28 protein-coding genes are annotated in these 26,529 nt (G+C 46.8%); 10 read left to right on the forward strand and 18 right to left on the reverse strand.

Annotated elements, in window-relative coordinates; all coding sequences use genetic code 11:
* Nucleotides 1–77 precede the first annotated feature (77 nt).
* The 3 genes from Q0386_RS09205 (at nucleotide 78) to Q0386_RS09215 (ending at nucleotide 2,370) form a co-directional block, all read left to right on the forward strand.
* A complete protein-coding gene (locus tag Q0386_RS09205; RefSeq protein ID WP_299030076.1) occupies nucleotides 78–671 on the forward strand; it encodes a LemA family protein in 594 nt (197 codons plus the stop codon).
* Between the two features lie 18 nt (nucleotides 672–689).
* Nucleotides 690–1,643, forward strand: coding sequence for a TPM domain-containing protein (locus Q0386_RS09210; RefSeq protein ID WP_299030079.1), 954 nt, complete (start codon nucleotides 690–692; stop codon nucleotides 1,641–1,643).
* A 139-nt stretch (nucleotides 1,644–1,782) separates the two neighbouring features.
* The gene (locus Q0386_RS09215) at nucleotides 1,783–2,370 is read left to right on the forward strand and encodes a sulfate ABC transporter ATP-binding protein (protein WP_299030082.1); all 588 of its coding nucleotides are present in this window, start codon (nucleotides 1,783–1,785) and stop codon (nucleotides 2,368–2,370) included.
* A 148-nt stretch (nucleotides 2,371–2,518) separates the two neighbouring features.
* Here the strand turns inward: Q0386_RS09215 and Q0386_RS09220 are convergent, their stop codons facing one another.
* Nucleotides 2,519–3,925 (reverse strand): amidohydrolase family protein, encoded by a 1,407-nt coding sequence (locus Q0386_RS09220; protein ID WP_299030085.1) that lies wholly within the window; start codon nucleotides 3,923–3,925, stop codon nucleotides 2,519–2,521.
* A gap of 131 nt (nucleotides 3,926–4,056) precedes the next feature.
* On the opposite strand from Q0386_RS09220, the gene Q0386_RS09225 reads away from it, so the two are divergent.
* The 4 genes from Q0386_RS09225 to Q0386_RS09240 all read left to right on the forward strand — a co-directional run bounded on the left by Q0386_RS09225 (nucleotide 4,057) and on the right by Q0386_RS09240 (nucleotide 9,355).
* On the forward strand, nucleotides 4,057–4,707 hold the full coding sequence (locus Q0386_RS09225) for a MerR family transcriptional regulator (protein WP_299030087.1): 651 nt from the start codon (nucleotides 4,057–4,059) through the stop codon (nucleotides 4,705–4,707).
* Nucleotides 4,704–8,192 (forward strand): acyl-[ACP]--phospholipid O-acyltransferase, encoded by a 3,489-nt coding sequence (locus tag Q0386_RS09230; RefSeq protein WP_299030090.1) that lies wholly within the window; start codon nucleotides 4,704–4,706, stop codon nucleotides 8,190–8,192. Before Q0386_RS09225 ends, Q0386_RS09230 begins: the two co-directional genes overlap by 4 nt.
* A 172-nt stretch (nucleotides 8,193–8,364) precedes the next feature.
* Nucleotides 8,365–9,150 (forward strand): hypothetical protein, encoded by a 786-nt coding sequence (locus tag Q0386_RS09235; RefSeq protein ID WP_367272403.1) that lies wholly within the window; start codon nucleotides 8,365–8,367, stop codon nucleotides 9,148–9,150.
* A 73-nt stretch (nucleotides 9,151–9,223) separates the two neighbouring features.
* Complete coding sequence (locus tag Q0386_RS09240; protein WP_299030093.1) at nucleotides 9,224–9,355, forward strand: hypothetical protein; 132 nt, start codon at nucleotides 9,224–9,226, stop codon at nucleotides 9,353–9,355.
* 189 nt (nucleotides 9,356–9,544) lie between these two features.
* Here the strand turns inward: Q0386_RS09240 and Q0386_RS09245 are convergent, their stop codons facing one another.
* The 13 genes from Q0386_RS09245 to Q0386_RS09305 form a co-directional block, all read right to left on the reverse strand.
* Nucleotides 9,545–10,372 (reverse strand): ABC transporter permease subunit, encoded by an 828-nt coding sequence (locus Q0386_RS09245; protein ID WP_299030095.1) that lies wholly within the window; start codon nucleotides 10,370–10,372, stop codon nucleotides 9,545–9,547.
* Nucleotides 10,365–11,024, reverse strand: a complete 660-nt coding sequence (locus tag Q0386_RS09250; RefSeq protein WP_299030097.1) for an ABC transporter ATP-binding protein — start codon at nucleotides 11,022–11,024, stop codon at nucleotides 10,365–10,367. Before Q0386_RS09250 ends, Q0386_RS09245 begins: the two co-directional genes overlap by 8 nt.
* Nucleotides 11,025–11,034: 10 nt before the next feature.
* Nucleotides 11,035–11,940 (reverse strand): NapH/MauN family ferredoxin-type protein, encoded by a 906-nt coding sequence (locus Q0386_RS09255; protein WP_299030100.1) that lies wholly within the window; start codon nucleotides 11,938–11,940, stop codon nucleotides 11,035–11,037.
* A gap of 3 nt (nucleotides 11,941–11,943) precedes the next feature.
* Nucleotides 11,944–12,399: a c-type cytochrome gene (locus Q0386_RS09260; protein ID WP_299030103.1), complete on the reverse strand. Its 456-nt coding sequence runs from the start codon at nucleotides 12,397–12,399 to the stop codon at nucleotides 11,944–11,946.
* A gap of 9 nt (nucleotides 12,400–12,408) precedes the next feature.
* Nucleotides 12,409–12,981, reverse strand: a complete 573-nt coding sequence (locus Q0386_RS09265; protein ID WP_299030106.1) for a hypothetical protein — start codon at nucleotides 12,979–12,981, stop codon at nucleotides 12,409–12,411.
* 2 nt (nucleotides 12,982–12,983) lie between these two features.
* Nucleotides 12,984–13,664, reverse strand: coding sequence for a 4Fe-4S dicluster domain-containing protein (locus tag Q0386_RS09270; protein WP_299030109.1), 681 nt, complete (start codon nucleotides 13,662–13,664; stop codon nucleotides 12,984–12,986).
* Entirely contained in the window at nucleotides 13,661–14,896 is a 1,236-nt protein-coding gene (locus tag Q0386_RS09275; protein ID WP_299030113.1) for a nitrous oxide reductase family maturation protein NosD, read from the reverse strand. Before Q0386_RS09275 ends, Q0386_RS09270 begins: the two co-directional genes overlap by 4 nt.
* Complete coding sequence (locus tag Q0386_RS09280) at nucleotides 14,893–15,654, reverse strand: cytochrome C (RefSeq protein WP_299030115.1); 762 nt, start codon at nucleotides 15,652–15,654, stop codon at nucleotides 14,893–14,895. Before Q0386_RS09280 ends, Q0386_RS09275 begins: the two co-directional genes overlap by 4 nt.
* A gap of 135 nt (nucleotides 15,655–15,789) precedes the next feature.
* Nucleotides 15,790–18,384 carry a Sec-dependent nitrous-oxide reductase gene (gene nosZ / locus Q0386_RS09285; protein WP_299030118.1) on the reverse strand — a complete coding sequence of 865 codons (2,595 nt, stop codon included), beginning with the start codon at nucleotides 18,382–18,384 and terminating at the stop codon, nucleotides 15,790–15,792.
* A 14-nt stretch (nucleotides 18,385–18,398) separates the two neighbouring features.
* Entirely contained in the window at nucleotides 18,399–19,436 is a 1,038-nt protein-coding gene (locus Q0386_RS09290; RefSeq protein ID WP_299030121.1) for a hypothetical protein, read from the reverse strand.
* Between the two features lie 156 nt (nucleotides 19,437–19,592).
* Nucleotides 19,593–20,171: an SCO family protein gene (locus Q0386_RS09295; RefSeq protein WP_299030124.1), complete on the reverse strand. Its 579-nt coding sequence runs from the start codon at nucleotides 20,169–20,171 to the stop codon at nucleotides 19,593–19,595.
* 28 nt (nucleotides 20,172–20,199) lie between these two features.
* Nucleotides 20,200–20,661 (reverse strand): hypothetical protein, encoded by a 462-nt coding sequence (locus Q0386_RS09300; protein WP_299030127.1) that lies wholly within the window; start codon nucleotides 20,659–20,661, stop codon nucleotides 20,200–20,202.
* A gap of 9 nt (nucleotides 20,662–20,670) precedes the next feature.
* Nucleotides 20,671–21,117 (reverse strand): copper chaperone PCu(A)C, encoded by a 447-nt coding sequence (locus Q0386_RS09305; protein ID WP_002950357.1) that lies wholly within the window; start codon nucleotides 21,115–21,117, stop codon nucleotides 20,671–20,673.
* Nucleotides 21,118–21,256: 139 nt separating this feature from the next.
* On the opposite strand from Q0386_RS09305, the gene Q0386_RS09310 reads away from it, so the two are divergent.
* The 3 genes from Q0386_RS09310 to Q0386_RS09320 are packed head-to-tail and all read left to right on the forward strand — an operon-like array spanning nucleotide 21,257 to nucleotide 23,432.
* Nucleotides 21,257–22,195: a L,D-transpeptidase family protein gene (locus tag Q0386_RS09310; protein WP_299030137.1), complete on the forward strand. Its 939-nt coding sequence runs from the start codon at nucleotides 21,257–21,259 to the stop codon at nucleotides 22,193–22,195.
* Nucleotides 22,196–22,438, forward strand: a complete 243-nt coding sequence (cmeU, locus tag Q0386_RS09315; RefSeq protein WP_298944920.1) for a CmeU family protein — start codon at nucleotides 22,196–22,198, stop codon at nucleotides 22,436–22,438. It begins immediately after the preceding gene.
* Nucleotides 22,431–23,432 (forward strand): alanine racemase, encoded by a 1,002-nt coding sequence (locus Q0386_RS09320; RefSeq protein ID WP_299030140.1) that lies wholly within the window; start codon nucleotides 22,431–22,433, stop codon nucleotides 23,430–23,432. The genes cmeU and Q0386_RS09320 overlap by 8 nt, the downstream gene beginning before the upstream one ends.
* Before the next feature lie 498 nt (nucleotides 23,433–23,930).
* Here Q0386_RS09320 and Q0386_RS09325 read toward each other — a convergent pair whose 3' ends face one another.
* The 4 genes from Q0386_RS09325 to Q0386_RS09340 form a co-directional block, all read right to left on the reverse strand.
* Entirely contained in the window at nucleotides 23,931–24,767 is an 837-nt protein-coding gene (locus Q0386_RS09325) for a TIGR01777 family oxidoreductase (protein ID WP_299030144.1), read from the reverse strand.
* A gap of 151 nt (nucleotides 24,768–24,918) precedes the next feature.
* Nucleotides 24,919–25,794: a zinc metalloprotease HtpX gene (gene htpX / locus Q0386_RS09330; protein WP_299030147.1), complete on the reverse strand. Its 876-nt coding sequence runs from the start codon at nucleotides 25,792–25,794 to the stop codon at nucleotides 24,919–24,921.
* Between the two features lie 23 nt (nucleotides 25,795–25,817).
* The gene (locus tag Q0386_RS09335) at nucleotides 25,818–26,153 is read right to left on the reverse strand and encodes a hypothetical protein (RefSeq protein WP_299030150.1); all 336 of its coding nucleotides are present in this window, start codon (nucleotides 26,151–26,153) and stop codon (nucleotides 25,818–25,820) included.
* Nucleotides 26,150–26,527, reverse strand: a complete 378-nt coding sequence (locus Q0386_RS09340; protein WP_299030153.1) for a hypothetical protein — start codon at nucleotides 26,525–26,527, stop codon at nucleotides 26,150–26,152. The genes Q0386_RS09335 and Q0386_RS09340 overlap by 4 nt, the downstream gene beginning before the upstream one ends.
* Nucleotides 26,528–26,529 lie beyond the last annotated feature (2 nt).

Genomic DNA, 26,529 nt, shown 5'->3' on the forward strand with positions numbered 1-26,529 from the left:
AAATTTATTTAAAAATTATTACTTTTAAATGTATTTAGATGTATAATGGAGATAGAAAATCTTTTCAAGGAGCACCCATGAAAAATCTAGTCGCTTTTCTAGTTATCCTAGGTATCATTGGCGGTATTGCCATGAAGTATATTAACGCCTTTCCGGTACTCGACGAGACGGTCAAAGAGAAATGGGCTCAGGTGCAAAACCAATACAAACGCCGCGCCGATCTTATCCCAAATTTGGTAAAAACCGTCCAAGGCTATGCTAGCCACGAGGAAGGCGTATTTAAGGAAGTAACGGAAGCTAGAAGCAAAGCCTCTCAAATGACGATCGACGTTAGCTCGCTAGACGATCCTGCTAAGCTAAAAGAGTTTGAAAACGCTCAAAAAACTCTAGGCGGCGCGCTATCTAGGCTAATGGCTATCACCGAGAACTACCCTCAGTTAAAAGCCGATCAAAATTTCCTCTCGCTTCAAAGTCAGCTTGAAGGTACGGAAAATCGCATCGCAGTCGCTAGAAAGGACTATATCGCAGCGGTCAAGGACTACAACATCGCCCTTCGCAAGATACCGGATAAGTTTATAGCCGCGATTTTTTATCCAGAGCTCAAACCGCGCGTGACGTTTGAAGCAAGCGAGACTGAACAAAGCGCGCCGGACGTATCATTCGCCAAATAACCCAACCAAGGTACAAAAATGAAACGCATTTTATCTACTTTATTTTGCGTTTTTACGCTTTTAGGACTTACGGCTATAAATTTATCGGCAGCAGATAATGCTACCGAACAAAACAAAACCGTAAAACAAACCGCTACTCAAACATCAAACGAAAAGAGTTCAAATTTCCCTGCCTTAACCGGCAGGGTAGTAGATCAAGCAAGAGTACTAAGCCAGAGCACAAAAGACGAACTAGAAACATTACTAGCTACTCATGAAAACAATACCACTAATCAAGTCGTAGTAGCTACTATAGAATCTCTAGGTAACGCTCAAATAGAAGAGTACTCCATAGAACTAGCTAGACGTTGGGGTATAGGACAAAAAGGCAAAGATAACGGTGCGCTGCTAGTAGTCGCGCCAAACGACAAGCAGGTGCGTATCGAGGTCGGCTACGGCCTAGAAGGCGTGCTGACGGACGCTCTTAGTAGCAGTATCATAAACTACTACATAATCCCTGAGTTTAAAAAAGGCGATATCCAAAACGGTATAAACATAGGCATACAAAAGATAATCGCTCTACTTGATGGGGATGAGGGGGTGAAGGAGGAGATAGAAAAGCAAGATGAGACGCCTGTGGAAGCCTACGGGATAGTAGTTGGCATGGTGATGGTATTTGCTTCGGCTATTTTCGGCGCGGCGGCTCTGCGAATCGGAGTTAGCGCGACGCTATCGGGCTTTATCTCGGGCGTAGTCGCAGGGACGTTTGGTATCGAGAATCTGCTTGTTAGAGGCGGGGTCTTGCTCGTTCTTTTTGTGCTACTTTTGTACCTAATGCGAAATATGAAAACCGGCGGTAGAGGCTTGCATGGCGGCGGCTCTGGAGGCAGTTACGGCGGTGGCGGATTTAGCGGAAGCAGCAGAAGCTCCGGAGGCGGCTTTAGCGGAGGAGGCGGAGGCTTCGGCGGCGGCGGAGCTAGCGGCAGGTGGTAGTTTGTCGCTTTAAATTTAGCGTCGAATTTAAGTAATTTAAAAAATAATCAAATTTAGCGCGACCTCGATAAAGCGGGACTTTAATTTGTCATTGAGCGTAAAATAAAAAATAGGAGTAAAAATGCAAGGCGATAAAAAAATGCAAGAATTTTTTTCGCGTTTAGACCCAAATAATGCGACCCAAAAAGAGATAGAAAATTTTATGCGCGACTTGCTAGAAAACTGTGCGCTAGAGGTTGCGGGCGAAAAATTCGCTTTTGCAGAGATCGAAATTTATACGAGTGCGGATAAAAATAGCTACAAACGAGTGTCGAGCGTCGGCGACATATTTTTTCATAATTTCGGCTTTGATATCTGTTTTGAGAGCTCAGAAGAGGCTTACGGCGGGGGGCTCGTGCGCTCGCTTTTGAGGTTTTCTGATCATGAAATAATAAATGGCCCGCGCAGATGTGCGAACACGATTTTAAATATACACAAGCCGAATTTAAGTTTTTGTCTTTTAGATGCCAAAGGTTCGCAAGAAGCGGACGAGGTTAGTAACAGAGTGCGTAGAGCCGACTTAGACGAAAGCGGCAACCCGATAGACGATCGCAGGCGGCTTACTTCGAGTGAGTTTAAAGATTGGCTAGAGTCGGACAAAGAAGAAGCCAAAAAATACAAAAAAGCTATAAACAAATACAAGAACGGAGCAGAAAACGAAAAATCAACGCCAAATCAGGCGAATTAGCAAAATTTATCTTAAGGCGGCGGCTTAAATTTGCTTTTTATACACTTAAAATTCGAAATTTAAGCTACGCCGCCAAAATACGTGCAAATTTTACCAGCTGCACTCAAATTTGCATGCCCACTATTAAATTTGCGCCCCAAACCCAAGCTCAAATCTCCCCCAAAATCTTTTTATAATTGCTAAAAATCGGCAAATCCTCGCCAAAATACAAACTCATCGCGCGCACGTAGCGATCGAGTGGATTTTGGATATGGTTTAGCGCGAGGCGGTCTCGCAAAGGCAGGTCGTAGCTGCTTAAAATCACGCTAAAAGGCACGGGAAAATCGGTGCCAAAAAGGATTTTGTCGTGGATTTGCGTTTGGGTTTTTAGGTGTGGCAGGATGCGGGCCTTGTTTATGCAAAGCAGCGCCGAAACATCGGCATAAAGCCCGTCAAACTCGCGCAGCCAACCAAGTAGCGTGAAGTAGTTTGCGCCGAATTTCTCGGGATCCCTGGAAAGCGCCGTGAGGGCGCCGTCGCTTGAGGCGCCCATGTGAGCGCAGACGATGCGGCAACCAAGATTTAGCGGGGATTTTAGCTGCTCGATGCTCTCAAGGGCCTTGTTTGACGCCAGCGAGTTTTCGTCGCCCACGTGGATAACAAGCGGCAGCCCAAGCTCGCTAAGTAGCCTAAAATATGGCTCGTAGCGCTTGTCGTTTAGATCCGTCTCCCAGTACGAGTGCAGCAGCTTGCCGCCCTTAAAGCCCATTTTATGGTACTTTTCTATCAAATTTAGCGCGTCTTTGCGGTTTGGATTTACGCTAAAAAACGGCACGACTTCGCTCGGATTTTGCTCGTAAAATGCAAAAACGTCCTCGTTTGAGGCGCAGACGGTTTTGTCCTTGTGTACGAGATTTCCGCTCGCGTCAAATTTCGCATCGACGCCAAAAACCACGGATTTTTGGACGAAATTTGAGCTTTTAATCAGCCGCGCGAAGTTGCTTTTATAGCCCTCAAAGCCGTTTTTTATAAGCTCGCGCCTGTTTATGTCGAATTTCTTAGCGAAAAACGCAAGCGCTAGTTTGTCGTAAAATCGGTCGAATTTTACGTCCGCACTAAGCAAATGCGAGTGGATATCGACGGTTTTTATCTGCATTAAATTTGCGTTTTGTAAGCCGCTAAGTTCGCTCTCCCGCACGGCGATTTCGTTAAATTTACTCCGCGAAAACCCGCTCGAATTTGCTTCGTTTGCGGTTAAATTTACGCTCGTTTCGGCAAATTTATCTTTGGCGTAAATTTGACTTGCCGCGTTTTGGCCAGGCCCGAGCGTTTTTGGCGCGGCCGTCTTGCTCACTCTTAAATTTGAGCTCAAATTTATCCGCGCGTTCTGCTCGGCTAAATTTGTGCGAGTTAAATTTGTTTCCGTTTTGCGAGCCAAATTGAAGCCAAAGTTTGCGGCACTCGCGCAGGTCGAGTTTGGCGTCAAATTTGCCGCCGTTTTTCCACCTCTCAAATTTACACCAGAACTAAAAGCCTCCAAACTCTCGCCTGCGCTATAAAAACCATCTCGAAACATCGTTTCTCCTTTTTTAAAATTTGACGAAATCATAGCCTAAATTTTAAAAAGTGTCAAGTGGTGCTTTACACTTTATGATTCTCTAAGCTAAATTTGCGTAAGATTTCGTCAAATTTAACGAAAGGAAAGAGATGAGCTACAAGATGAGCGAGCTTTGCGAACTATCGCAAACGCCCAAATCAACGATACTCTTTTACGTCAAGGAAGGGCTTTTGCCCGAGCCCGTGAAGGTAAAAGACAACGTCCATCAGTACGGCGAGGACACGCTTTTGATGCTAAATTTCATCAAATACGTCCAGAGCAACTTCCACCTCAGCCTAAAGGAGGTCAAGGCGCTCACGCAGCAAAAGGGCTTTAGCTTTAAGCGCTGCTACGAGGCGCTTTTTGATTCGCTCGATACCTTTATGGGGTCAAATTTTGCCCAGACGCTAAGCGCCGAGCAGGCGTGCGAGAGGCTGGGTATCAGCCAGGCCGAGCTGGATAAATTTATAGAGGACGGATTTATCTTTATGCGAGGCGGCAAGATAACCGAAAAAGAGGTCGAGATCCTGCAAATCGTGCTAGAGACCCAAAAGAGCGATCGCGGGCGAGAGATCTTGCAAACATATATAAATTTAGCCAAGCAAACGGCCAAAATCGAAGCCGAGTGCGCGCGCGAAATTTACGCGAAAGCAAAGGATAAAAATGCGGCCTTAAAGCTCGTTTTCGATAATATCTTGATCCTAAAACCGTATATCTTAAATTTTCACACCTTTGATGCCTACAAAAAGGAGAACAAATGAAAGGCGTTTTTTCGGTTAGGGGCTTTTTGCCCTTTTTGATCGTTATGTTTATCAACGCGGTCGTGGATCTTGGTCACAAGATCACGATCCAAAACATACTTTTTAAGAGCATAGAGGATGAAAATTTACAGATCATCTTAACTTCGCTCGTAAATTTACTAATCTTGCTGCCCTACATCATGCTTTTTAGCGTTTCGGGCTTTTTAAACGATAAATTTTCGCGCACCCGCATCACGAGATACGCGGCGGCGAGCGAAATTTTACTCACGCTTTTTATAACGGTGAGCTACCTTTGCGGCTGGTTTTACGTGGCGTTCGGTACGACGCTGCTGCTAGCGGTGCAAAGCGCGGTATATAGCCCCGCTAAATACGGCCTCATCAAAAAAATCGTGGGCGCAGAAAAGCTAGGCGCTGCAAACGGTATCGTGCAGGCCTTTACTATCGTGGCGATACTGCTTGGTTCGTTTGTTTTCTCGGCGATTTTCGAGAGCTACGCCGCTACTAGCACGGATGCCGCAGAGATGATAAAATCGGTCTGGTTTATCGGCGCGATACTTTTCGTTTGCTCGGTAGCCGAGACTATTTTTACGTTTAAGATTCCGTTTTTCGAGGCGACTGATGCGGGGCTGAAATTTGACGCGAAAAAGTACTTTAAGCTAGGCTACTTAAAAGAAAACACGAGGCACATCTTTAACAACAAAAACGCCTTTTTATGTACGCTGGGACTTTCTGTTTTTTGGGCGGTGGCGCAGCTGGTTATCGCCGTTTTCCCGGCTCACTACAAAGCTATGAGCGCGGATAACAACGTCATGATCGTGCAGGCGATTTTAGCCGTTAGCACCATCGGTCTAGTCGTGGGCTCAGCGCTAGCGGGCAGTTACTCGAAAAACCACATCGAGATGGGCATCGTGCCTTTTGGGGCGCTTGGGCTTTTTGTTTCGCTACTTATGTTCGCGCAGGGCTCAAGTGCTGCGTTTATGACGCTGGCGTCGTTTTTGTTCGGTTTTAGCGGCGGCATTTTCATCGTACCGCTAAACGCAAATATCCAGTTTTTTACCTCTGAAGAGCAGATGGGCCGCACGCTAGCGGGCAGTAACTTTATCCAAAACATCTTTATGGCGGCGTTTTTGCTGCTTGCGATGGCGTTTAGCATATTTGCCGTTAGTACGCCCGAAATTTTCGTCATTACCTCTTTTAGCGTGCTTATCTGCGCGCTGGTAGCGATAAAGTACCTGCCGCATCTTTTTGCTCGTTTACTTATCATGCCGTTTTTTAGGATCGGCTACACGATCAACGTCGACGGCGTCGAAAATATCCCGCAAAAAGGCGGCGTGTTGCTGCTTGGCAACCACATGAGCTGGATAGACTGGGCGGTGCTGCAGATGGCCTCTCCGCGCCCGATTAGATTTGCGATGCATAAGAGCTTTTATGAAATTTGGTACCTAAAATGGCTGTTAAATTTATTTGATGTGATCCCGATAGGCGCGGGCGCTAGCAAAAGCGCGCTAGAAAAGATCCGCGAGCGCCTAGACGCGGGCGACGTGGTGGCGCTATTTCCTGAGGGTCATATCAGCTATAACGGCCAGATAGACGAGTTTGCGCACGGTTACGAGATAGCCGCAAGCGATACGAACTCCGTCATCGTGCCGTTTTATCTGCGCGGTCTTTGGGGCTCTAGCTTCTCGCGCGCTCAAAAATACTACCAAAAAATCAGCCGTAAAATAGACGGCAAGCGCGCTATCAGGGTGAGCTTCGGCGCGCCTTTGGCACCTGAGACCAAAGCCCCGCAGGTACGCGAAAAGGTCGTCGAGCTGTCGTTTTTTAGCTGGGCGGAGTATCTAAAAACTCTAGAACCTATGCAGTTTAGCTGGCTAAAACACGCTAAAGCGGATCTGTTTAAACGCTCGATGGTAGATAGCACGGGCGCTGATTTAAACAATCTCAAGGTTATCGCTACGGTGCTTGTGTTTTTGTCTAAATTTAAATTCTCGTTTTTAAAAGAGCGAAACGTCGGAGTGATACTTCCTTCCTCGGTGATGGGTAGCATTATAAATTTGATGCTATTTATCAGAGGCAAGATAAGCGTAAATCTAAACTACACGCTTAGCGAGCAAAATTTGATCGGCTGCGCGGACAAGGCGGGACTAAGAAGCATAATCACCTCTCGCCAGTTTATCGCCAAGCTAAAGGCTCGCGGCTTTGAGCTGGAAGAATCTCTAAAAGGTAGACTAATCTATCTCGAAGACGTCGCGCAGGGCATAAGCAAGGCTGATAAAATTTGCGCGATGCTAAAGGCGATTTTGATGCCGCGCTGGCTGCTTGAGCTTATTTATTTTCGCGACGTTCGCATCGACGACGATGCGACGATACTCTTTAGCAGCGGCAGCGAAGGCACGCCAAAGGGCATCGTGCTGACGCATAAAAACATAATGGCTAATATCAAGCAAATTTCAGAGATCGTAAATACGGACGGCAACGACGTTATCTTAGCGTCGCTACCGATATTTCACTCATTCGGGCTTACCGCGGCGACCTTTTTCCCGCTTAGCGAAGGTATCGCCTCCGCTCACGTGCCTGATCCCACGGACGCCTTTGCCGTGGGCAAGATGGTTGCTAAATACCACGCGACGATAATGTTTGGCACTTCGACGTTTTTTAGGCTCTATACCAAAAACAAAAAGCTAAATCCGCTGATGTTTTCTACGATCCGCTACGCGATAGCCGGCGCGGAGAAGCTAAACGCGGCCGTCAAGCGCGAGTTTAAGATGAAATTCGGCGTCGAAATTTACGAAGGCTACGGCACGACCGAGACCTCGCCAGTCGTTAGCGTAAATACCGCAAACGTACTAGAGCCCGAGTTTTTTAAAGAGCTCGTTTTCTCAAAAGAGGGCAGCGTGGGCCTACCGACGGCCGGCACGATAATAAGAATCTGCGATCCAACGAGCCTAGCAAAGCTAGAAAACGGACAGGCGGGCCTCATCCTAATCGGCGGCCATCAGGTGATGAAAGGCTACTATCTAGATGAGGAGCGCACGAAAGAGGCGATCGTCGAACTAGACGGCGTGCGCTACTATAACAGCGGCGACATCGGCTTTTTAGACGAGGCGGGCTTTCTAACGATCACGGATAGACTCTCTCGCTTTGCCAAAATCGGCGGCGAGATGATAAGCCTGGGCGCGGTCGAGGCTCAAATCTCATCCGTGCTGGGCGATGAGGCGACCTTTGTCTGCACCAACGTAGCCGACGAGAAAAAGGGCGAGCAAGTCGTTATGCTCTTTAGCGGCGAGATAAGCGAGGAGGAGCTGGGTGCGCGCATCAGGGCATCCGCGATACCGTCCATCATGCAGCCTTCAAGGATTTTTAAAGTCGAAGCCGTACCGGTGCTAGGAACGGGCAAAGTGGACTTTAAATCAAGTAAAAAGCTAGCGGCCGAGTTGGTCGCTAGCGAGGGAAATTTGGGCACGGCGGAGGAAGCTGAGGCTTAAATTTAGGCTATAAATTTGCAAATTTGGCGGCTAGGTCGTCAAATTTGCCTATCGTCTAAGCTCTAGCAAAAGACTCCTGCAAAATTAAATTTTAAAACAGCGATACCCGCTTATAAACACCTAAGTTTAATCACAATATAATCATAATGAAAATAAAACAACAAGGCAAATTTTGAACTTAAATTTAAAACAAAAACTCTTCGGTAGCAAACTTAAAAAGATGGTTTGGTCGGTATTGCTTTTTACGGCGATACTTGGCGCCGCATTTATCCGCATAATCCCAGATTATTCTACCTCGCGAGGCTTTGCGATAGTTTCCCTTTCCGACTACGACAAATACAAACAGGGATACTGCCTCAAAGAGGATAGAATTTTACAGAGAGAGGAGCTGTATAAAAGAGCGATAGGGCAGTATTTGGATTATGATCTAAAACTAGATCAAATGATCAATGATTATAGGGTTTATGCTTATGGTAGTTCCCGGCACAGCGCATATGAAATCGCATATTATGAATTAGAAAATATAAATTTATCGAATTGGTTTGAGGTATTACAAAAGTATTATAAGGAGGGAAAAACAACTGAGGAGATACTGATAAAAGAGTTAAAGGCTAAAAAAACCGATCCTAAAAAATATCTAAAAATATCTTCGGACGGCGCAGGCTTCGGATTTGATAGGCCGATAGTCCTTATTAACGGTGATAATAAAACAGTTACAGCCGATTTATTACTAGATAAATTTGTTTTAGTTAATAAAAATTACTTACGTTATAATCACAGCGAATACTTACATGATAGAGCAGAAATTGATGTTATTACTAAAAAACATTATGAAGATAGGAGCAAAGTAATGCTATTTGATACGAAAAAAGAGGGTAAGGAATTCGATAACTGCGGAAATCTAAATTATCCATTGGAAGAATATTATTTGCGTAGTAGGGAAGCAAAAGTCGGCTAAAAAGCCTAATCATTTGAAATTTACCAAGCAAATTTCAAATCAAAAAATAAAATTTCAACACAAAGGATAAACAATGGCTGTATTTAATCTAAATTTAAACGACGACTATTCAAAACAGTTGCTAAGCTACTATATATGGGGTCAAGATACCCAGCCGCCGGTCGGTAAAGTGGCGTCCAATAAATATATTACCGCGATAAAATAAAAGGCGAATTTTGAACTTAAATCTAATACGACTCATAACGATGATAAATTTTGGGTTTTAGCGGTTATGGATAGCGTAAAAATAGCGTCGTTTCATCGTGCTTTAGCCGCGCGGGCGTTAAATTTGCTTGATAAAACGACTAGCTAGCCTACCTAAACGCCAAATTCGGCTACCGCAGACTAGCTAAATTTACACCAAATCCCTGCTGCTAAAGATAAAATACCCCCCGACAAGCATAATCGTGCCCAAAATCAGCGGGTAAAAAATCGAGTAAAGCACGAAGCCAAATACGCTAAAGTTATTTAGCACGAAGTTTGACGCCACGCCGATAACGGCTAAATTCGGATCAAACAGGCTAATCGCCGCGATCCTAAAGACCTCGATCGGGTTAATGAGCGCGATAAAAAATATGATATCTTCGCGCACGTTACTTTTCATCAAAAAGCCCATGAGAGCTAGATCCAAAAACGCTAGCAAGATAAGCCAGAGTAAAAACGCGACGCCTTGACCCATTTCTTGGTTTTTGATAGCCGAGGAGATGAGAAATCCAAACGACAAAAACACGAAGCTAAGCGCGAAAAGTAGGGCGGTGTATAGGCTTAGGATATCCCACGGGATTTCGATTTTTTTAACTAGACCGGCAACTACGGCTAAAACGAAAGAGAGCAAAAGCGGCACGAAAATAACGAAAATGCGCCCCAAAGCCTTGCCGAAATAGTATTCGCCCAGGCTAACGGGGAAGCTAAGCATGTACTCGAGCAAATTCGTGTCGCGGTCGGCGCTGATGCTGCGCACGGTCGAGATGAGGATAAAAATGGGGACGATAACGATGCAAATTTGGATAAAAAGCAGCAAAAGTCGCGTAAGCCCGCTAAAGCCCAGCACCCGCGAGTCCGTCACACCGCTAAAGATAAAAGTAACGATAAGCCCCATAAAAACCAGCATATAGATGAGAAACCAGCGCGAGCGTAGCGACTCGGCGACGTCTAGTTTGGCGATGAGTAGCAGGTTACGCATGCGCGCCTCCTTGATAGATCGGCTCGTCTTTTATGATCTGCCCCAGGTCCATCTCGACGTAGCGGTTTGATATGCCCTGCACCTCATCAAGTCTGTGCGAGATAAAAACCAGCGTCTTTTCGCACGCAAACTCGCCTAGTAGATCCATAAAATTTCGCCTGGCTTTCGGGTCTAAATTTGCCGTCGGTTCGTCAAACATCATGGCTTCGGTGTTTTTAGCAAAGGCGATTGCGATTAGCATTTTTTGCTTCATACCGCCCGAGAGTTTGTAAAAGGGCTTGTGAAAGTTTCCTTTTAGATCAAGCTCCATTTTTTCGCAAAATTTCTCTATGTTTTCCTGCGCAACGCCTGAGCTTTTGCAGACGAACTCGCAAAGCTCTTTTAGGTTAAATTTTAGCGGCGGCGGCGTTTGCGGGACGAAAGATATCACGCTAAGGGCTTCTTTGCGCGCGGTAAAAGGATCAAAGCCGTTTACTCGCACCTCGCCGCTGTTTGGCTTAAATTCGCCCAGTATGATGCGCATCAGCGAGCTTTTACCCGCGCCGTTTTGTCCGAGCACGACCGTTTTTTGCCCTTTTTTTATGCTTAAATTTACGTTTTGCAGTATCTTTTGCGAGCCAAAAGCCTTTGTGATGTCTTTTAAGATTATCAAATTTATCCTTTTATATGAGCTTTTTAAAGCCGTTGTCAAATTTCAGCGCGTCGTGGTGACACACGTCGATACAGCGCCCGCAAAGCGTGCAGTCGCCGCCCACGAGACGAAATTCTTTTTTATTTTCGTCGCCGTCAAGTTTAGCGTTTTTCTTCGTGATTTCAAGCACGTGCGGCACGAGGCAGGTATCTATGCAGACTAAACAGTGGTCGCAGCGATCTTTGTTCCAGCTGACTTTTACGGCGTTGGTGCGTGTTAGTAGCGAGTAGGTCGCGCCGATGGGGCAGACGTAGCGGCACCAGCCTCTGCGAGAGTAGAAAATCTCGACTAAAAGCACGAAGAGGGCAAACCAAATCGCGTGAAAATAGCCGTAAATGACGAACCTAGACACGATGCCCGTCACGCTAAATATCTCAAACACGAGCTGCGAGCTAGCAAAGCTCATCGCGATAAAAAGCGCGGTAAAGACGTAGCGCCATTTGGGATCGAACTCGCGGCGTTTGATTATCTTTTTAGCGGCTAAATTTTCGTGTATTTTCTCGCCGATCTCGCCCAAAAAAGTATAAGGGCAAATCCAGCCGCAAAACGCTCGCCCGCCCACGAGCGCGTAAAAAAGCAAAATCGTAGCCGTGCCGATGATCAAATTTATCGGAAACTCGTGCGTCGCGGCAAATACCTGAAAGCTCATAAAAGCGTCGGTCAAATGAAAACCTAAAATCCTTGATCCGCTGATGTCGCCTTCTAAAATTTGAATATCCGCGCGGTAAGAAAGCACAAACAAAATATGCACTAGCGCGATCACGATTAGGCGGCGTCCTCGCCAGCTGAGGCTTTTTTTGCCCTCGCCGTTTTTTATCGTCAGCGTATCGAAAAAATCGACCTTTGAGACCGTGCAACGCGTGCTATATTTATCCATCCGCTACTCTTTAAATTTTGAAATTTCATCAGCTAGCGCGCCTAGATCCTCGTCTGATACGTTCGTGAGAAGCTCCTTCATTAGGCTGTTTGGTACTTTGCCCTCTTTGTAGTTTTTTAGCGAAGCTAGGATTTCGCCCTTGCTTTTACCAGCGATGCTAGGCGCCATCACGCCCTTGCCGTTTGCTCCGTGACAAGGCGCGCAGGAGGTCAGGTATCGTTTGCTAACGCCCTCGCTAGGCTGATTTACGACGCTGTTTTGTAGCTGTTTTATCTTTTTGATCTCTTCGCTATCTTGCAAATTTAGCTCTTCGTTTACGACTTTTGGCTTTGTTTGTTGCGCCGGCTTTAGCTCGGGTCTGCTGGCATCTTTTATGGGCGCTGAGGGCTGGCTAGTCAGCATAAAAATCATAAGAACCAAGACCAAAGCTCCAAAGATTATCGCTATTTTCTTTCCCATTTTAGCCTCCTATTTTTTTCTAAATTGCTCGTTAAATTCGCTGATTTCATTAGCTAGCGCCCTGATCTGCGCCTCGTCCATGCCACGCACCAGATCTTTCATCAGCGGATTTGCCTTTTGCTTGCTCTTATACGCGGCGATCATGTCGTAAATTTGATCCGAGGTTTTATTTAGCAGCGACGGGCCGATGATGCCGTTGGCGTAGTCGTCGTGGCAGGCGGAGCATTTTACGATAAAGTCCTTGCTAAGGCGCCCTTTTACGAGTTTTAAATTTATGCTTTGCAGCGGGCTTCGCACCATCGCTAGCGCGCCGACCGAGCGGCTAGTCTCGCTCTCCTCGTCGTCCAGGCCAAATTTGACTCTCTTTTTGCCGTTTATATCGTAGCTCATAAACTGATCGTAGTCTTTTTGCGCGGTTGCGTTTGAGTCTGCTTTTTGTGTCTCTATCATGCCTGCAGCGGCGGGCGTCGCCTGTGTTTTTGCCGATTGCGTCGCGGATTTTTTATCATCCTTGTTCTCGCAGCCCGTTATCAGCGCGGCGGCAGCGAGAGCCATGAGACAGCCTAAAATTTTATTTCTCATTTTTATCCTTTGTAAATTTCATCATAGCCGCGGTTTGGCGCGATGTCGATGATTTGTGCCGGGCAAACCTCGGCGCACACTCCGCATCCGACGCAGCCTTGTTTAAATTCGGGTAAATTTCGCCCGTCGCTTTTAGCCATAGTTATGGCGGCGTCTCCGACGGGACAGAGGCTAACGCACAGATCGCAGGGCTTATCCACGCTATTTTGGACGGCGTCTTTTACGGCTTGCTCGCGGTCGTTGTAAATTTTACGCTTAAGCATTTTTGTAACGCCGTTTAAATTTACGTTTTCGTTTTTGTACGCTAGACAGGCTTCATGCTCCCTTAGCACGCCCACGCCCATCTTTACGTCGCTAATCTGCGTCGTAGCGTGATCTAGCGCGCCGCTAGGACAGGCCAAAACACAAGGGAAAAGGTCGCACAGATAACAGCCTCGCTCGTGCGCGTCGATATAGGACGTGCCGTTTGAGTAACCCTGCGTTATATCTAGTAGCTCGATGCTGTGATACGGGCAGACCTGCACGCACTGGCCGCATTTTATGCAGAGCGATTCGAAATTTTTAACCGCTCCGGGAGGCCGTAAAAAAAGCTCGTCCGCGCGCGTTTTAGGTAAAAAATATCCGATACCGTATCCTGCGGCAGCCGCACCTGCCGTTAGGGCGATAAAATTTCGTCTATTCATAGCGTTGCCTTTTGAGCGTTGTTTGGGCGCATTTTAGGAGAGCCGTCCTCTAAAAGCTTAAGCGGCTCGGAAAAAGGGGCAAGCTTAGCTAGGAAATTTAGCCCGCTAATCACGGTGGAGCCGTAGAAAAAGCGCAGAGTCGGATAGTACTGCCAAAGCTTGTCGGCGTAAACGAAGTGCGAGTAGGGCGTATCGCCGATGCCGTCTCTATCGACATCTAAGCCTTCGTATTCGTCGAAATAATTACCGCTCCACTCGTTTAGCTCGATCTTTGAGCCTGGAGTGTCGTTGATAGCCGTTTCCATGTTTCCGATAAAATTATTGCCCTTAAACACGCTTTTTTCCTGCGTCGCGTGCATTTGCAGCCCGATGACGTTGTATAAAATTTGATTGTTTTCGAGGGTATTTACGGTGCCCGGATTTAGCGGAGAGCGGTCGGAGTAGATGCCGCGCGAGTTATACAAAAAGGTATTTTCTATGATGTTAAATCCCGAGGTGTCTTTTAGCGCGATACCCACGCCAAACGCTCCGTTTGAGTTGATTATCACGTTTCGGCGCACGAGGGAATTTGTTGAAAACATAAAATACATCCCCACTGCTCCGCCGCTAAATTCGTTATCCTCGATGAGGTTGTCCGCCGAATACATCGTATGCACGGCGTAGCGGTTGTTTTTGCCGAAATTTTTTCGGATTACGTTGTTGCTAGAAAACCACGCCACGATGTCGCGGCTGTTATAGACGTAGTTTCGCTCGATCAAATTTTCGTGCGAATACCACGCGCGCACGGCGTCGCCGCGTCTAGGCACGTCAAAGCCCTCTTTTGAGGTGATGTTGTTATCTCTTATCACGGCTTGATTGCACTCTGATAGCTCGATACCGAAAAGCACGTCTTTAAAGCGGTTTTTTTCGACTAAAATATTATTGCCCTTTGCGCAGCTTATGCCTGCATCTAGGTTCATCTGACTCGTGCCGCTGCCCTCGATGTTTAAATTTACGAGCTTTACGTTTTTTGCCGTTACTTTTATCACGCTTGATTTGCGGTCGCCTCGTATCACGGCGTTTTCGCCCTTGCCTATTATCGTTAGCGGTTTATCTACGATTATATTTCCTTCGTAAAGGCCGTCGTTTAGGCGCAAGATGTCGCCCGGTTCGGCGGCGTTTATAGCGTCTTGTAGTGGACCGGCGAAGGCCGTCAAATTTAGCGCGCAAAAGAGCAAAAGCTTAAATTTCATTTCGCGTCTTTGAGCTCTTTTTTCTTTGAAAATACGGCTAGGATACAAAGCGCGCTCATAGCCATCATCACCCAAAATCCTATGCTAGGATACGAGTGCGTCGTAAACTGCGCGACCTTGCCGTCGCCAAGCACTGTCGGCATAAATGGTTTTATCTTAAACGCACCCCACTCTTGCATATTGTGTCCGTACCAGTATAGCCAGCCCGCAAACGCGCCCATGAAAAGCAGCGGAGCTATGGTCGGAAGCACCATGAGCAGGGAGTTAAATTTGCCGTCGTAGTATAAAAAGGCTAGCATGCAAAGCGTGGAAATAAGCAGATAATAAGGCGCAATCGCGCGCTCGACGTTGCCTCCGTGCTCCATCGGATACATACCGATGTAGTGGTTTATGGTGTTCATCTCGTGCACGTCGCCGCTGTATCCGTCAACGTGAAAATAAACGGGAATGCCGTCCGGAAAGGCGTCTTTTGGGTAGTTTGGCGCTTCAAGCGCGACGTACCAGATAGGAAAAGAGGGCGTACCGATCTCAGCTTTTTGCTCGATCGCTTTTTGTAGGCTGGCTTTTACGTCTTCTGGCATCAAGTGATTTTTGTACTGAAACGAGGTGTAAAGGTCGTAAATTTTATACGAATATCCGGCGAGCGGCTCGCCTGCGGCGATTTTAGCCTTCGCGCCGAACCATCCAAGAACCGGGATCGTAAAACAAATGGTCATCAAGACTAACGCGATAATAGTGTAAATTTGATACTTCTTCATCGTTTCTCCTTTATTAAATTTAAAAAAATTTTCGCAAAAGGCTTTTTAAATTTAACGAAAAAGGCTCGGGTTACGCGCGCCGAGCCTCAAATTTAGCGGACTGATTCGGACCGCTAAGCCCGAATCAAATTTGGATTACATTCCCGCGTTTTCGTCGATCCATTTTAGATATTCGATGATATCTTTGATCTCTTGATCGCTCATGTGCTGATTAGGCATTCTTAGGTTAAAGTAGTCGATCATAGACTTGATGTACTCGTCGCCGTAAAATTTAGACGGATCTTTGACAAAGTCAAATACCCATTTCTCGCCGTTTTCATGGCGTAAAAGAACGCCCGTTAGATCCGGACCCGAGCTAACCTGACCGATGACGTGGCAAGCGTTGCAACCGCCTTTTAGATATGCGGCCTCGCCTTTAGCCGCAGCCGGACTCATAGGCGTAGCGATCTCTTTAGCGAGATTGTTTTTAGCTCTTAGGCCGACGTCTGCGGTTTTAACCATATACTGCCATACTTGGTACTCCCAAAGTATCGCGCCGTTTACGTCACCTTTTTTATAGGCTTCGTCGGCTTTTGCTTTAGCCTCTGGGATTTTGCCGTATTGATCCAGCGCGTCGGTAACTAGCTCTTTTACCTTAGGATATTTTTCGTAATGCTTTTCTTTTAAGTAAGCCACTACGCTTTGGATAACTTCGTCGGTAGCTTTATTAGTAGCGATTACTTTATCGTATTCGGCTTTTAGGGCTTCAGGACTTAGGGTTTTTAGCCTATTTGCTTTTGCCGATTCGTATTTTTTATTCGGATCTTTAACTAGCAAATAGCCCATCATCTCAAGGTGCAACGCGGAGCAAAATTCGGTGCAGTAGTAAGGGAACACGCCCTCTTCGTCCGCTACGAAATTTACGGTTGCGGTTTTACCCGGCTCTAAAGACGCGTGGATGTTGTAAAGATCCACGGTAAAGCCGTGCGTCTCGTCCTGGGCGCGCTCTAGGTTTGTTAGGTGGATAGTTACGTTGTCGCCTTTATTTACTTCGATGTGCTCAGGATTGATGTGGCTTCTGATCATCGTAGCGTAGACGGTTACGTTTTTGCCGTTGCGCTCGACTCTTTCTTGTCCGGCAAGAGTTGCGAACGGACTTTCTTTACCGGTGCGAGAGTTTGTTCCCATGGCATAGGTGGTAGCCGGTTTTAGCTTGCTAGCCGCGATCGAAACTACGTCGTGAGGTTCGCCCAGAGGTATCGGCATATCGTATAAAAGCTCCATTTTTGCACCCGTAGTGTCGATTAGCTGGTGGTTTTGCGGGTGAAGAGGACCTACAGGGTTAAAGCGGTCGATTGATAGCTTGTCAAGAGCGATTACGTATTTGCCCTTAGGTTTGGCCGATTTTCCCTCCATCGCGTCTAGGTGTCCGATGTTGTAGTGAACGTTGATCCTATCTAAGACTTTTAAATTTTTATAGTCCCATTTTACGATCTGGCTATCGACATAAAGCGAGGTATAAAGTACGCCGTCTTGTGCATCAAATGCCGTGTGTAGAGGTCCAAGGCCAAGCTCGACTTGTCCGTGTAGGGTCTTTTGCAAATCAAGAATCGGTATGCCGTAAGAGTCGGTGCCGGCAAATTCTTTTTTATCGATTAAATTTTTGATTTTTCTAAAGTCAAAAACCGTAGCGTGCGTATCTAGCTTACCGCCGATAACGATATACCTACCGTCTGGGCTAACATCTACGCCGTGCGGGCTCTTTGGCTCGGGGATCAAAAATAGCGCGCCTGCTTTAACGGCGGCGTCTATGGTAACTACTCTATGGCCGTTTATCTCTCTGTAGTTTTTCTTATCTTGAGCTAGTTTTTCTAAAATTTGCCAGTTGTAAACGTGCAAATAGTCCGTATCGTTTCTACTAGCGCCCGCTTCAAACGGAGGCAAGCCCTTTTCGATACCTCCGGTGTACATCTCCGAGTTTATGGAGTTAGAAAACGCCCAGCCGAAGCTCTCGCCTTTACCGGCGTCGCTTAGATCCTGCCAATACGGAGGAAGCTCGAGCGAGAAGGAGGCTTTCTCGTCTATCTTGCCTTTTGGATAGTCGAATTTCCAAAACGTTACCGCGCCGCGGTATGCGCTTTCGTACTCGTCTATCGAGTGATAGCCGTTATCTAGCGGAGCCGCGTACTGCGCCGCTTCGATGACGTATTCGCTATTTGGGGTGATGAAGCTGCCGCCGTGTTCGCTTTTTACGATTGGATTAACGACGATTTGCGTAGTTTCAAAATCGTGCAAATTTATAACCGCGATGCGAGGGTTGGCCTTGTCGTTGATGAAAAGATAATCGCCGACGTATTCGCCGTTTTTCTCGGTTAAAGCAGGGTGGTGAGTGTCGCCCCATGAAAGCTCCTTGCCCCTAATCGCGCCGCTTTTTAGGATAGCCTTAGACTCCTCGTCGTAGCCGTATCCCTGCCAAGGCTCTGGCGTAAAGACGCCGATAAATTTGTAAATCCTCATCGAAGGTACGCCGTAAACCATCACCTGTCCGCTTTGGCCTCCTGAGGAAAAGACGATATAGTCGTCCTTCTTGCCGCTTGGCTGATACGTTTTAGCAGCCGCTAGGACGTCTTTTTCCGTTAGCCCGCGCGCTTTCATGATAGCTTGTAGGTCGCTATCCGTCGCACACGCACTGCTAACGGAAAACGCGAGGCCCGCAGCCGCAACGATACCGCAACTAAGTAGTTTGTTCATTGAAATCTCCTTTCCTAAGATTTTTTCTTGTAAATTTGGATCTCGCCGTTTATGCTAACGGCTATGACGCTATCTTCGTCGTTAAAAATTTTTATCACGGCGTCGGAGTTTTTGCCTATTTTTTCTATCTGTTTAAACTCCGCGTCGCTTCGTAAAATTTCGCCGTTTCCAAGCCCGATATAAACTTTATCCTGCACGACCAGTAGGCTTTTAATGCGTGAATTTGAGATTTTGTAAATTTGGACGATTGGGTTCGGGGCGGCTTTGGTCTCTGTGCTCGCCGAGTTTTTTGTTTCTAAATTTGTAGAGTTCATCAAAATTGCGTTTTCTTTGTCGCCCAAATTTGCTTCGGCGGTCAAATTTGTCGCACCCGTTTGCTTGCTCGTCAAATTTGCTTCGGCGTCAAATTTGAGACTAGCTATCTCGCCGCTAGCAAGCCCGAAAATCACGCCTGAGTTTATCTCCGCCGTGCTCAAAGCTACGGATTTTAATCTGCCTAGATTTTTTGCCTTCATGGTGCTTAAATTTACGGTAAAAACCGATCTGTCCCAGCTAGTTATCAGCGCGGCACCGTTTAAAATTTGACAGGTTGCGATATGATATGCGCCGTCAAGACTCGCGCGCGCCAGCTTTTTTGACGCAAGATCGTAGGAGATAAAGGCGTCTTTGCCGACGACTGCGTAAATTTTGCCGTTTGCGACCCACAGGTGCGTTATCTGCGTATCAAGGCTTAAATTTGAAAGATTTAGCATGCCGGCAAAAGAGCTAAAATCATCGTTAAATTTAGCTATCTCGCCGCCAGCAAATCCTGCATATAAATTTGCGTGGTCAAAGGCTAGCGAGGTTATCTCGTCTGTTTTAAAGTCAAATTTGTTTATGGTTTTTAGGTCTTTTTTATTAAGTATATTTAGCGAATTTTTGGTATCGTAGACGGCTAGGGTTTTGTTTTGCTCGCTATAGGCGCAGCTTTTTACGTCGAGGCTAGCCGTAGCGCTAACGTCGCTTGCGAAGGAGAAAATAAACAGAGCGCATACGAGCGCTATAATCTTCATGGATGACTTCCGAGTTTTAAATTTCCGCTAAAGAAACTATACAACCGGAAGGCTTAAAGTATATTGATTTAAATCAAAATCGTTAATAATTGAGCATAAAAAAATATCTCTGTGTTATAACGTAACACTCATAACAACTAAATAATAAAGCTGTTATTATTTCAGATTTTCCAGCGTTTTCTTGATGTTTTGCGCCGTCAAATTTGATATTTCGGTTACGAATTTACCGTTTTTGTCTAGTACGTAGAGCGAGGAGCTATGAGCGACGGAGTACTCCATGACCGATTTTTCAAGCAGCACCTTTTGATACTTCACGCCGTAGCTTTTTGCAACCTTAGGTAGATCGTCTAATACTATACCGTAAGAATTTGGATAAAAATACTTCGCGTACTCATCGACATTTTTAGGTTCGTCGCGCTCAGGATCGAGAGTGACGAAAATCACGACGATATCGTCTCTTTTAAGCTCGTTTAACACGCCGCTTAAGATACCTAAAGTCGCGGGGCAGACGTCCGGACACGAGGTGTAGCCAAAGTATATGATCTTATTTTTACCCTCAAAGCTCTTTAGACTCACCGCGCCGTTTACGCCCTTGCCGGTAAAATCGTAATTTTTTAGACCCTCGGCGACGTTTGTGCCTTGACCGTTAGGGGCGTATTTGTTTGAGTAGAGTGCGAGATAACCTACACCAAGAACCGTTAAAATCAGTATAAGTACGATAATAAGCTTTTTCATCATCCGCCCTTTTAAGTAAAATTTGCGTCTATTGATGCAAGTCGAAGTCTATATAAAGCCCGCTTCTTTTGCCGTTTTCAAGCACCTCGAAACGGTACCTCATGATGTTTATCAGGCACGCGCTTAGCACGATGTTTGATATGTAGGCGTTGTCGCGTTTTTCTACTTCGGCCTTAATCACACCCATGTCCATATTTACGCCGTGGATCTCAAGGCTCGGGTTTTTAAACCCTTCTAGCCCCTCGATACGCACGATCGTCGGCTGCATCGTGTAAACGGGCTTTGGCGAGAGGCTAAATTTAACCGTCTTGCCGCGAAACTCTACGCCGCATGAGTGCTCGGTGTTCATATCGCAGGGAAGCGGGGTTAAATTTGCCCCCACGTCCTCTGCGCTCAAAAAGTCCTCTTGTGCTTGCGGTTTAAAAAACAGGTACGCCGAAGTACCCAAAACGCCGACTAGAAGGACTAAAATAATGAGAAATTTTTTCATTATAAAATTTTAATGCGCGTGCCCGGAAGTTTCTAAATTTTTAACCGGTATGTCGATCACTTCAACTATTCTGCCGTCACTAAATTTAAGAGTTAAATTTACTTTATCGCCCGCTTTCATTGGCTTTTTTACGTCCATTAGCATTATATGAAGGCCGCCCGGTTTTAGGCTCACCGATCCCTCAGCCGGTACCTCTATGCTATCTATCTGCACCATTTTCATCATCCCGTCTTCATGCTTATGCGTGTGAAGTTCGGCGCTTTGAGAGGCATCTGTGCTTGCGCTTATTAGTCTTACGGCTTTTGGCATATTGTTTGTGATATCCATAAAGACTGCGCTGTTTTTGACGTTTGGCGGAGTGGCTTTGGCGTATGCGTTATCCGCACTGATAAGAACGTAATCAGCAAAGCAAAAAGATGCTGACAATGCAATGGCAAATGCAACTAATTTCTTCATTTTCTTTCCTTTTTTGAGAATTTATTTCACTTTTTGGTGTGACTTATCATATCCCTTTGTAGCTTAAAATTTTATTTTTTTAAAATTTAAGCCAATTAATAATATAATCCAAGCTCATTTTGAAACACGGATTGAAATTTTGTTTAAAAAGTTGATTATATTTTTCATTTTTTCTATTATATACTCTCAAAATTTACTCGCCGAGGCTTTAGCGGACGCAAATTTGACGGGTGCAAAATACTGGCTAAAAAAGCTAGGCGCTGCCGATGTCAGATACGGCTACTACGAGGCTAAGACCAAAATCATCGTCGTAAATAAAGCGCAAAAAACCTTGCAAAGCTTCGAGTATGCGGGCGGCGCGCTGGAGCAAATCTTTTCTCAAAGCGTGATAACGGGCAAAAGCGGGGATAAATTTAAAGAAGGCGATCTAAAAACGCCGATCGGTGTTTACGACGTCATTGATAAATTTACGCCGCCCGATACATTTTATGGGCCGCTTGCGATGTCGCTATCGTATCCGAACGCCCACGATAAGGCCGCACAAAAAACGGGCGGAGGCATCTGGATACACGGACTGCCGATGAAAGGCAAACGCGAGGACGAAGTAAAAACACGCGGCTGCGTGGCGTTTAACAACGATGCGCTGGTGAAATTCGGCCGACTGATCGGCAGCGAGGGCGTCGTGATAATCAGCGAAAGCCAGAAGGTAGACGCCAGCAAAGACGACGTCGCGCGCGTACTGGCACATCTGCACGAGTGGCTGCAGGCGTGGCGAGATAACGAAACTAAAATTTACCTCGGCTTTTACGCGGACGAATTTGTAAAAATAGACGGCAAAAATGCGCTAACGAGGGCTAAATTTGCCGAAAATAAAAAGAGAATTTTCGCGCTAAACGAAAAAAAGAGCATAAAAGCTTCAAATTTTAGCGTGACGCCGTATCCAAATACCAAAGGGCAAAATCTTTTTAGAGTGGTTTTTGACGAGGATTACGCAGCGCCGAGCCACGAATTTAAGGGGCAAAAAGAGCTCTACGTGCGACTAGATAAAGATAAATTTAAAATCTTAACGGAGAAGTAAATGCAAGAAAAAAGCGAAATAGTAAAGGCTCAAATCGAGGAAATTTTAAAGGCGAGGGGCGAGTTTTTCGCCGAGCTAGACCGCCAGGTACCAAAGGTTGCGGGCACGGACGTGTTTGACTTTGCGGCGGTTAAAGAGGCTGATCTAAAGGCACTTTACGCTAAATTTTACTCTTACGATTATAGTATTAGGAAGCTGCTTCCTAACGTTTACGAGGCGTTTGGCGTAAATTTCAATGTCTGAACTCGTTTTAAACAGATCCGCCTACATCCATAATCTAACCAAAATTTGCGCCAAAGCAGGCGGCAAAGATCGCGTGATTTTGGTGCTAAAAGACAATGCCTACGGTCACGGAGCGGCGCTTGTGGGGCGTGAGGCGGCGAGCTACGGTATTAAATTTTGTGCGGTCAAAAACGAGGCCGAGGCGCGCGAGCTGGAGCCCTTTTTCGAGCATATTCTCATCCTTTCGCATATCCCTACGGGCGGCGAGAGCGAGCAATTTATCTACGCGGTAAACGACATTTCGCTGATTGCTAAATTCAAACAAGGCGCGCGCGTGCATATCGCCGTCGATACGCTCATGCATAGAAACGGCGTCGCGGTAGATGAGGTGCGGGCGGCGTGCGAGGCGGCCTTGGCACACGGACTGCAAATTTGCGGTGCATTTACGCATTTTAGAAGTGCTGAGGAGCTTAGTAGCGATTATTTCGTACAGAGGCGAAATTTTGACGCGGTAAAAGCTGCGGTGCACGAAATTTGCGGCGAGGGTTTGGTTTTTCATTCGCACAACTCCGCTGCGACCGAGCGCTTTGGCGAGCTAGCGGACGAGTGCGTGCGCGTGGGTATAGCAGCCTACGGCTACGCGCAGTTTGACGATAGTTTGGGGCTAAAGCGCGTGGCGTCGCTCTGGGCGCATAAAGTTAGCGGCAGGGTGCTAAAAAAAGGACAATGTGCGGGCTACGGCGCTAAATTTTGCGCTAGCAAGGATATGCAAATAGCCGTTTACGACCTAGGCTACGGCGACGGACTGCTGCGCTACACGGGCGAGGGCGAGCTAAAGACGGCCGGCGGACAGCGACTGCTTGGCAAAATGTCGATGGATAGCTTTTGCTGCGAAGATGCGGGCGATAAAATTTGCGTATTTGACGACGCTAGTGTTTGGGCGGATTTTTTCGGCACGATTAGTTATGACGTCTTGACCAAGCTCTCGCCTAGCATCTCGAGGCGGTTTGAGTAAAACTTCTCCGCAGTCCGCTTGAGCGCTCAGGTAGCAAACCCTGCGCACAGAACTAGCGGCAAAAGCTAGCTTTTCAAATTTATGAGCTTAGTCTGCTATATTCAAAAACGCAAATTTGTCGCCTGATTTAAATTTACGCCGAATTTTTGCCTAATATCGGCTCGCGGTTTAAATTTAAGACATCGTTTGGCAGTCGTAAAAATTTATCGCTTTTTTCTTGGGCGGCATCGTGCTAATTTTGCCCAAGCGTCAGGTTTGCTAAATTTTGTTTACTGATTTATAGCCCGCCATATCAGCGGGCAAAGCATTTTATGTTTTAAGGCGCTACCGTATTTGCTTTTATGCCTCTACGCCGGCGTTTTTAGAATTCGGATTTGCGATAAAATCGGACGAAATTCTATGCGGCTAAATTTTCGTAGCGGCGTCAAATTTACGCTGTGTTGGCGCGAGCCGCATTTTGCAAAAACCGAAGCGGAGCATTTGGCTAATTATTTCAATTTACTTCAAAATATCCTCAAGTGCGGTTTTTAGATCGCTAAATTTAAAGCTAAATCCGCTTTTTATCAAGGCTTTGGGATAGACTTTTGCACCCTCAAGCAGTACACTTGACCCTTCGCCAAACATCAAATTTAACGCAAATTTAGGCACTTTAAAAAACGTCGGTCGCCCTAAAACCTCGCCTAAAATTTTAGTAAATTCGCCGTTGGTGCTAGGGTGCGGCGAAACGAGATTAAAAACGCCGCTTTGACGGTTTTGCACGGTAAATTTAAACGCCTCTAGCAAATCAGCGACGCAAATCCAGCAAAACGCCTGCTCGCCGCTACCGAGCTTTCCGCCAAGACCGAGCCTGAATGCCGGCAACATCTTAGCTAGCGCGCCACCTCGCCCCAGCACCACGCCTAGGCGAAATATCGCCGTTTGCGTTCGCGCTTTAGCGGCCTGGCTCTCCCATTCGCATGCTAGCTCGCCCAAAAATCTGCGGTCAAATTTGACCGAGCTCTCGTCGTGCTCAAGACCGTTTTCATAGATGCCCACAGCCGAAGTGCTGATGAAAAATGGCGGATTTTCTAGCTCGTTTATCGCGCTAACCAGCGTGCGCGTCGTCTCTATCCTGCTTGCGTGAAGCTGCTTTTTATAGGCCTCGCTCCATCTGGCCGCGATAGAAGCGCCCGCTAAATTTATAACCGCGTCGCAGCCGCCAGCGAGGTTTTTGAGCGCGTCTTTATCGGCGTAGGCGGTCCTCGGCATAGCTACGACCTCGTGCCCCTGGGCTCTAAAAAATCTGCAAAGTTCGCCGCCGATAAATCCGCTCGTGCCGTTTACGGCTATTTTCATATTTTGCCTTTTTGATAAATTTTATTTTGACGCGTACGGTCAAATTTGACGCGCCGCAGGGTTAAATTTGGCGTCAAATTTAACGCCCAAAGCCAAGCCGTTTTGCTCAAATTTGACAGCAAAACGGAGGGCTTAAATTCGCCCGTCAAATTTACTTTCTAAAATACTCTTTCACGCCGTTTTCGCCATCTAGTTGCGAGCGTAAATTTTCTAGCGCGGCGATGCGATCTTGGGTGCTCGGGTGCGTGCGAAATAGCGAACCCAGCGCGCTTTTTACGCCGCTAAATGGATTAATGATAAACATATGCGCGCTTTGTTCGTCGGCGTTTGCCATCACGCGTCCGCGCGCGTAGTCTTCGAGTTTGCGCAGCGCGCCTGCTAGGTGCTGGGGCTTGCCTGTTATCATCGCAGCGCCTCTGTCGGCCTCAAACTCCCGCGCCCGCGATATCGCCATGCGTATGATGGTGGCAGCTAGCGGCATGATGACGGCTAGAGCGATTAGCATCAAGGGATTTTGCTTGCCTTGACGATTCGCCGCGCCAAACTGCGCGAAATTTGCCAGTATCGCGATCGCGCCAGCAAAAACAGCCGCTATCGAGCCCGTTAGGATGTCGTAGTGGCGCACGTGGCTTAGCTCGTGAGCTAGCACGCCCTCGATCTCATCTTTGTTTAGTATATTTAGCAGTCCCTCGGTCACGGCTACTGCGGCGTGGCTAGGGTTGCGACCCGTGGCAAAGGCGTTTGGTACGGCTTCTGGGATGATGTAGATCTTTGGCATCGGCAAATTTGCCTTCGCGCAAAGCTCGCGTACGATCTGATAAAGTCCCGTCGCGTGCGCTTCGTCTACGGGCACGGCTTGGTAGTGCTTTAGCACGAGCGTGTCCGAGAAAAAGTATGAAAAGAAATTCATCCCAAGCGCTATTATAAACGCGACCATCATACCGCTAGTGCCGCCTATCGCGCCGCCTACAGCTACGAAAAGCAGCATCAGCGCCGTCATCAAAAATGCGGTTTTAAAAAGTTCCATTTGCTTCCTTTGCTCGTAAAATTTTACGAAAATATCTCGCCGCCGTCTTTTATCTTTTTGATAAAGGCAAAAATATCTTTCTCCGCTATGCGCATCGGAGCCGAGCCTAGCGCGCCTAGATCGTTAAAATAAATAGTATCGTCCGAGTTTAACTTTATGAAAAATCCAAGGTCGCCGTCTTGGCCTATCATATAAAAATTTGGCTCGTAAAGCGCTACTTCGTAGGTTTCGTTTCGCTCGGCTAGAGCTGCGCGCCCGTATAGATACGCACCCGCTCCCGCTTCGTTAAAAACGTCCACGCACTCCTCGCCCTCGAGATCTTCTAAAAATTTCAGATATAACGGCGGAAATTTTATCACCGTTTATCCTTGCCTATTACGGCGGTTTTAAATATCGCGGCGTCCGCGCCAGTCTCGCTAAGCTCGGCTAGCTCGTTTTGGCTCTCTATGATAACGCAAATTTGAGCGTCAAACAGATAGTCCTGCGCCAGCTTTGCCGCATTGCCGGCAAGCTCGCGAGGCACGACGATAAATTTCGCTCCGGCTGCGTTTGCGACGATGATTTCGTTTAGATTTTTAGCTTCGACGCAAAACTGGGCGCCGAGCTCCTGCGCGTGCTTTATCGCGGCCTCGTCAAATTTAAATAAATTTTGCTTGCCTGCTTCGATCTGCTGGGCATTCTCGCGCCAAAACAGCGGCTCATAGGGCACTAGCTCGTGGCCGATTAGTTTCATTT

Source organism: uncultured Campylobacter sp., assembly GCF_938045625.1.
In the GTDB taxonomy this organism is placed as follows: Bacteria; Campylobacterota; Campylobacteria; order Campylobacterales; family Campylobacteraceae; genus Campylobacter_A.

Excerpts from the sequence above, each read along its gene's own strand:
- Q0386_RS09240 (WP_299030093.1), top strand. The coding sequence starts at position 9,224 with ATGGCTGTATTTAATCTAAATTTAAACGACGACTATTCAAAACAGTTG.
- Q0386_RS09290 (WP_299030121.1), bottom strand. The coding sequence starts at position 19,436 with ATGAAGATTATAGCGCTCGTATGCGCTCTGTTTATTTTCTCCTTCGCA.
- Q0386_RS09340 (WP_299030153.1), bottom strand. The coding sequence starts at position 26,527 with ATGAAACTAATCGGCCACGAGCTAGTGCCCTATGAGCCGCTGTTTTGG.
- Q0386_RS09210 (WP_299030079.1), top strand. The coding sequence starts at position 690 with ATGAAACGCATTTTATCTACTTTATTTTGCGTTTTTACGCTTTTAGGA.
- Q0386_RS09260 (WP_299030103.1), bottom strand. The coding sequence starts at position 12,399 with ATGGGAAAGAAAATAGCGATAATCTTTGGAGCTTTGGTCTTGGTTCTT.
- nosZ (WP_299030118.1), bottom strand. The coding sequence starts at position 18,384 with ATGAACAAACTACTTAGTTGCGGTATCGTTGCGGCTGCGGGCCTCGCG.
- Q0386_RS09255 (WP_299030100.1), bottom strand. The coding sequence starts at position 11,940 with ATGGATAAATATAGCACGCGTTGCACGGTCTCAAAGGTCGATTTTTTC.
- Q0386_RS09300 (WP_299030127.1), bottom strand. The coding sequence starts at position 20,661 with ATGAAAAAATTTCTCATTATTTTAGTCCTTCTAGTCGGCGTTTTGGGT.
- Q0386_RS09245 (WP_299030095.1), bottom strand. The coding sequence starts at position 10,372 with ATGCGTAACCTGCTACTCATCGCCAAACTAGACGTCGCCGAGTCGCTA.
- Q0386_RS09280 (WP_299030115.1), bottom strand. The coding sequence starts at position 15,654 with ATGAAGAAGTATCAAATTTACACTATTATCGCGTTAGTCTTGATGACC.
- Q0386_RS09320 (WP_299030140.1), top strand. The coding sequence starts at position 22,431 with ATGTCTGAACTCGTTTTAAACAGATCCGCCTACATCCATAATCTAACC.
- Q0386_RS09225 (WP_299030087.1), top strand. The coding sequence starts at position 4,057 with ATGAGCTACAAGATGAGCGAGCTTTGCGAACTATCGCAAACGCCCAAA.
- Q0386_RS09205 (WP_299030076.1), top strand. The coding sequence starts at position 78 with ATGAAAAATCTAGTCGCTTTTCTAGTTATCCTAGGTATCATTGGCGGT.
- Q0386_RS09230 (WP_299030090.1), top strand. The coding sequence starts at position 4,704 with ATGAAAGGCGTTTTTTCGGTTAGGGGCTTTTTGCCCTTTTTGATCGTT.
- Q0386_RS09295 (WP_299030124.1), bottom strand. The coding sequence starts at position 20,171 with ATGAAAAAGCTTATTATCGTACTTATACTGATTTTAACGGTTCTTGGT.
- Q0386_RS09305 (WP_002950357.1), bottom strand. The coding sequence starts at position 21,117 with ATGAAGAAATTAGTTGCATTTGCCATTGCATTGTCAGCATCTTTTTGC.
- Q0386_RS09265 (WP_299030106.1), bottom strand. The coding sequence starts at position 12,981 with ATGAGAAATAAAATTTTAGGCTGTCTCATGGCTCTCGCTGCCGCCGCG.
- Q0386_RS09275 (WP_299030113.1), bottom strand. The coding sequence starts at position 14,896 with ATGAAATTTAAGCTTTTGCTCTTTTGCGCGCTAAATTTGACGGCCTTC.
- htpX (WP_299030147.1), bottom strand. The coding sequence starts at position 25,794 with ATGGAACTTTTTAAAACCGCATTTTTGATGACGGCGCTGATGCTGCTT.
- Q0386_RS09270 (WP_299030109.1), bottom strand. The coding sequence starts at position 13,664 with ATGAATAGACGAAATTTTATCGCCCTAACGGCAGGTGCGGCTGCCGCA.
- cmeU (WP_298944920.1), top strand. The coding sequence starts at position 22,196 with ATGCAAGAAAAAAGCGAAATAGTAAAGGCTCAAATCGAGGAAATTTTA.
- Q0386_RS09325 (WP_299030144.1), bottom strand. The coding sequence starts at position 24,767 with ATGAAAATAGCCGTAAACGGCACGAGCGGATTTATCGGCGGCGAACTT.
- Q0386_RS09215 (WP_299030082.1), top strand. The coding sequence starts at position 1,783 with ATGCAAGAATTTTTTTCGCGTTTAGACCCAAATAATGCGACCCAAAAA.
- Q0386_RS09220 (WP_299030085.1), bottom strand. The coding sequence starts at position 3,925 with ATGTTTCGAGATGGTTTTTATAGCGCAGGCGAGAGTTTGGAGGCTTTT.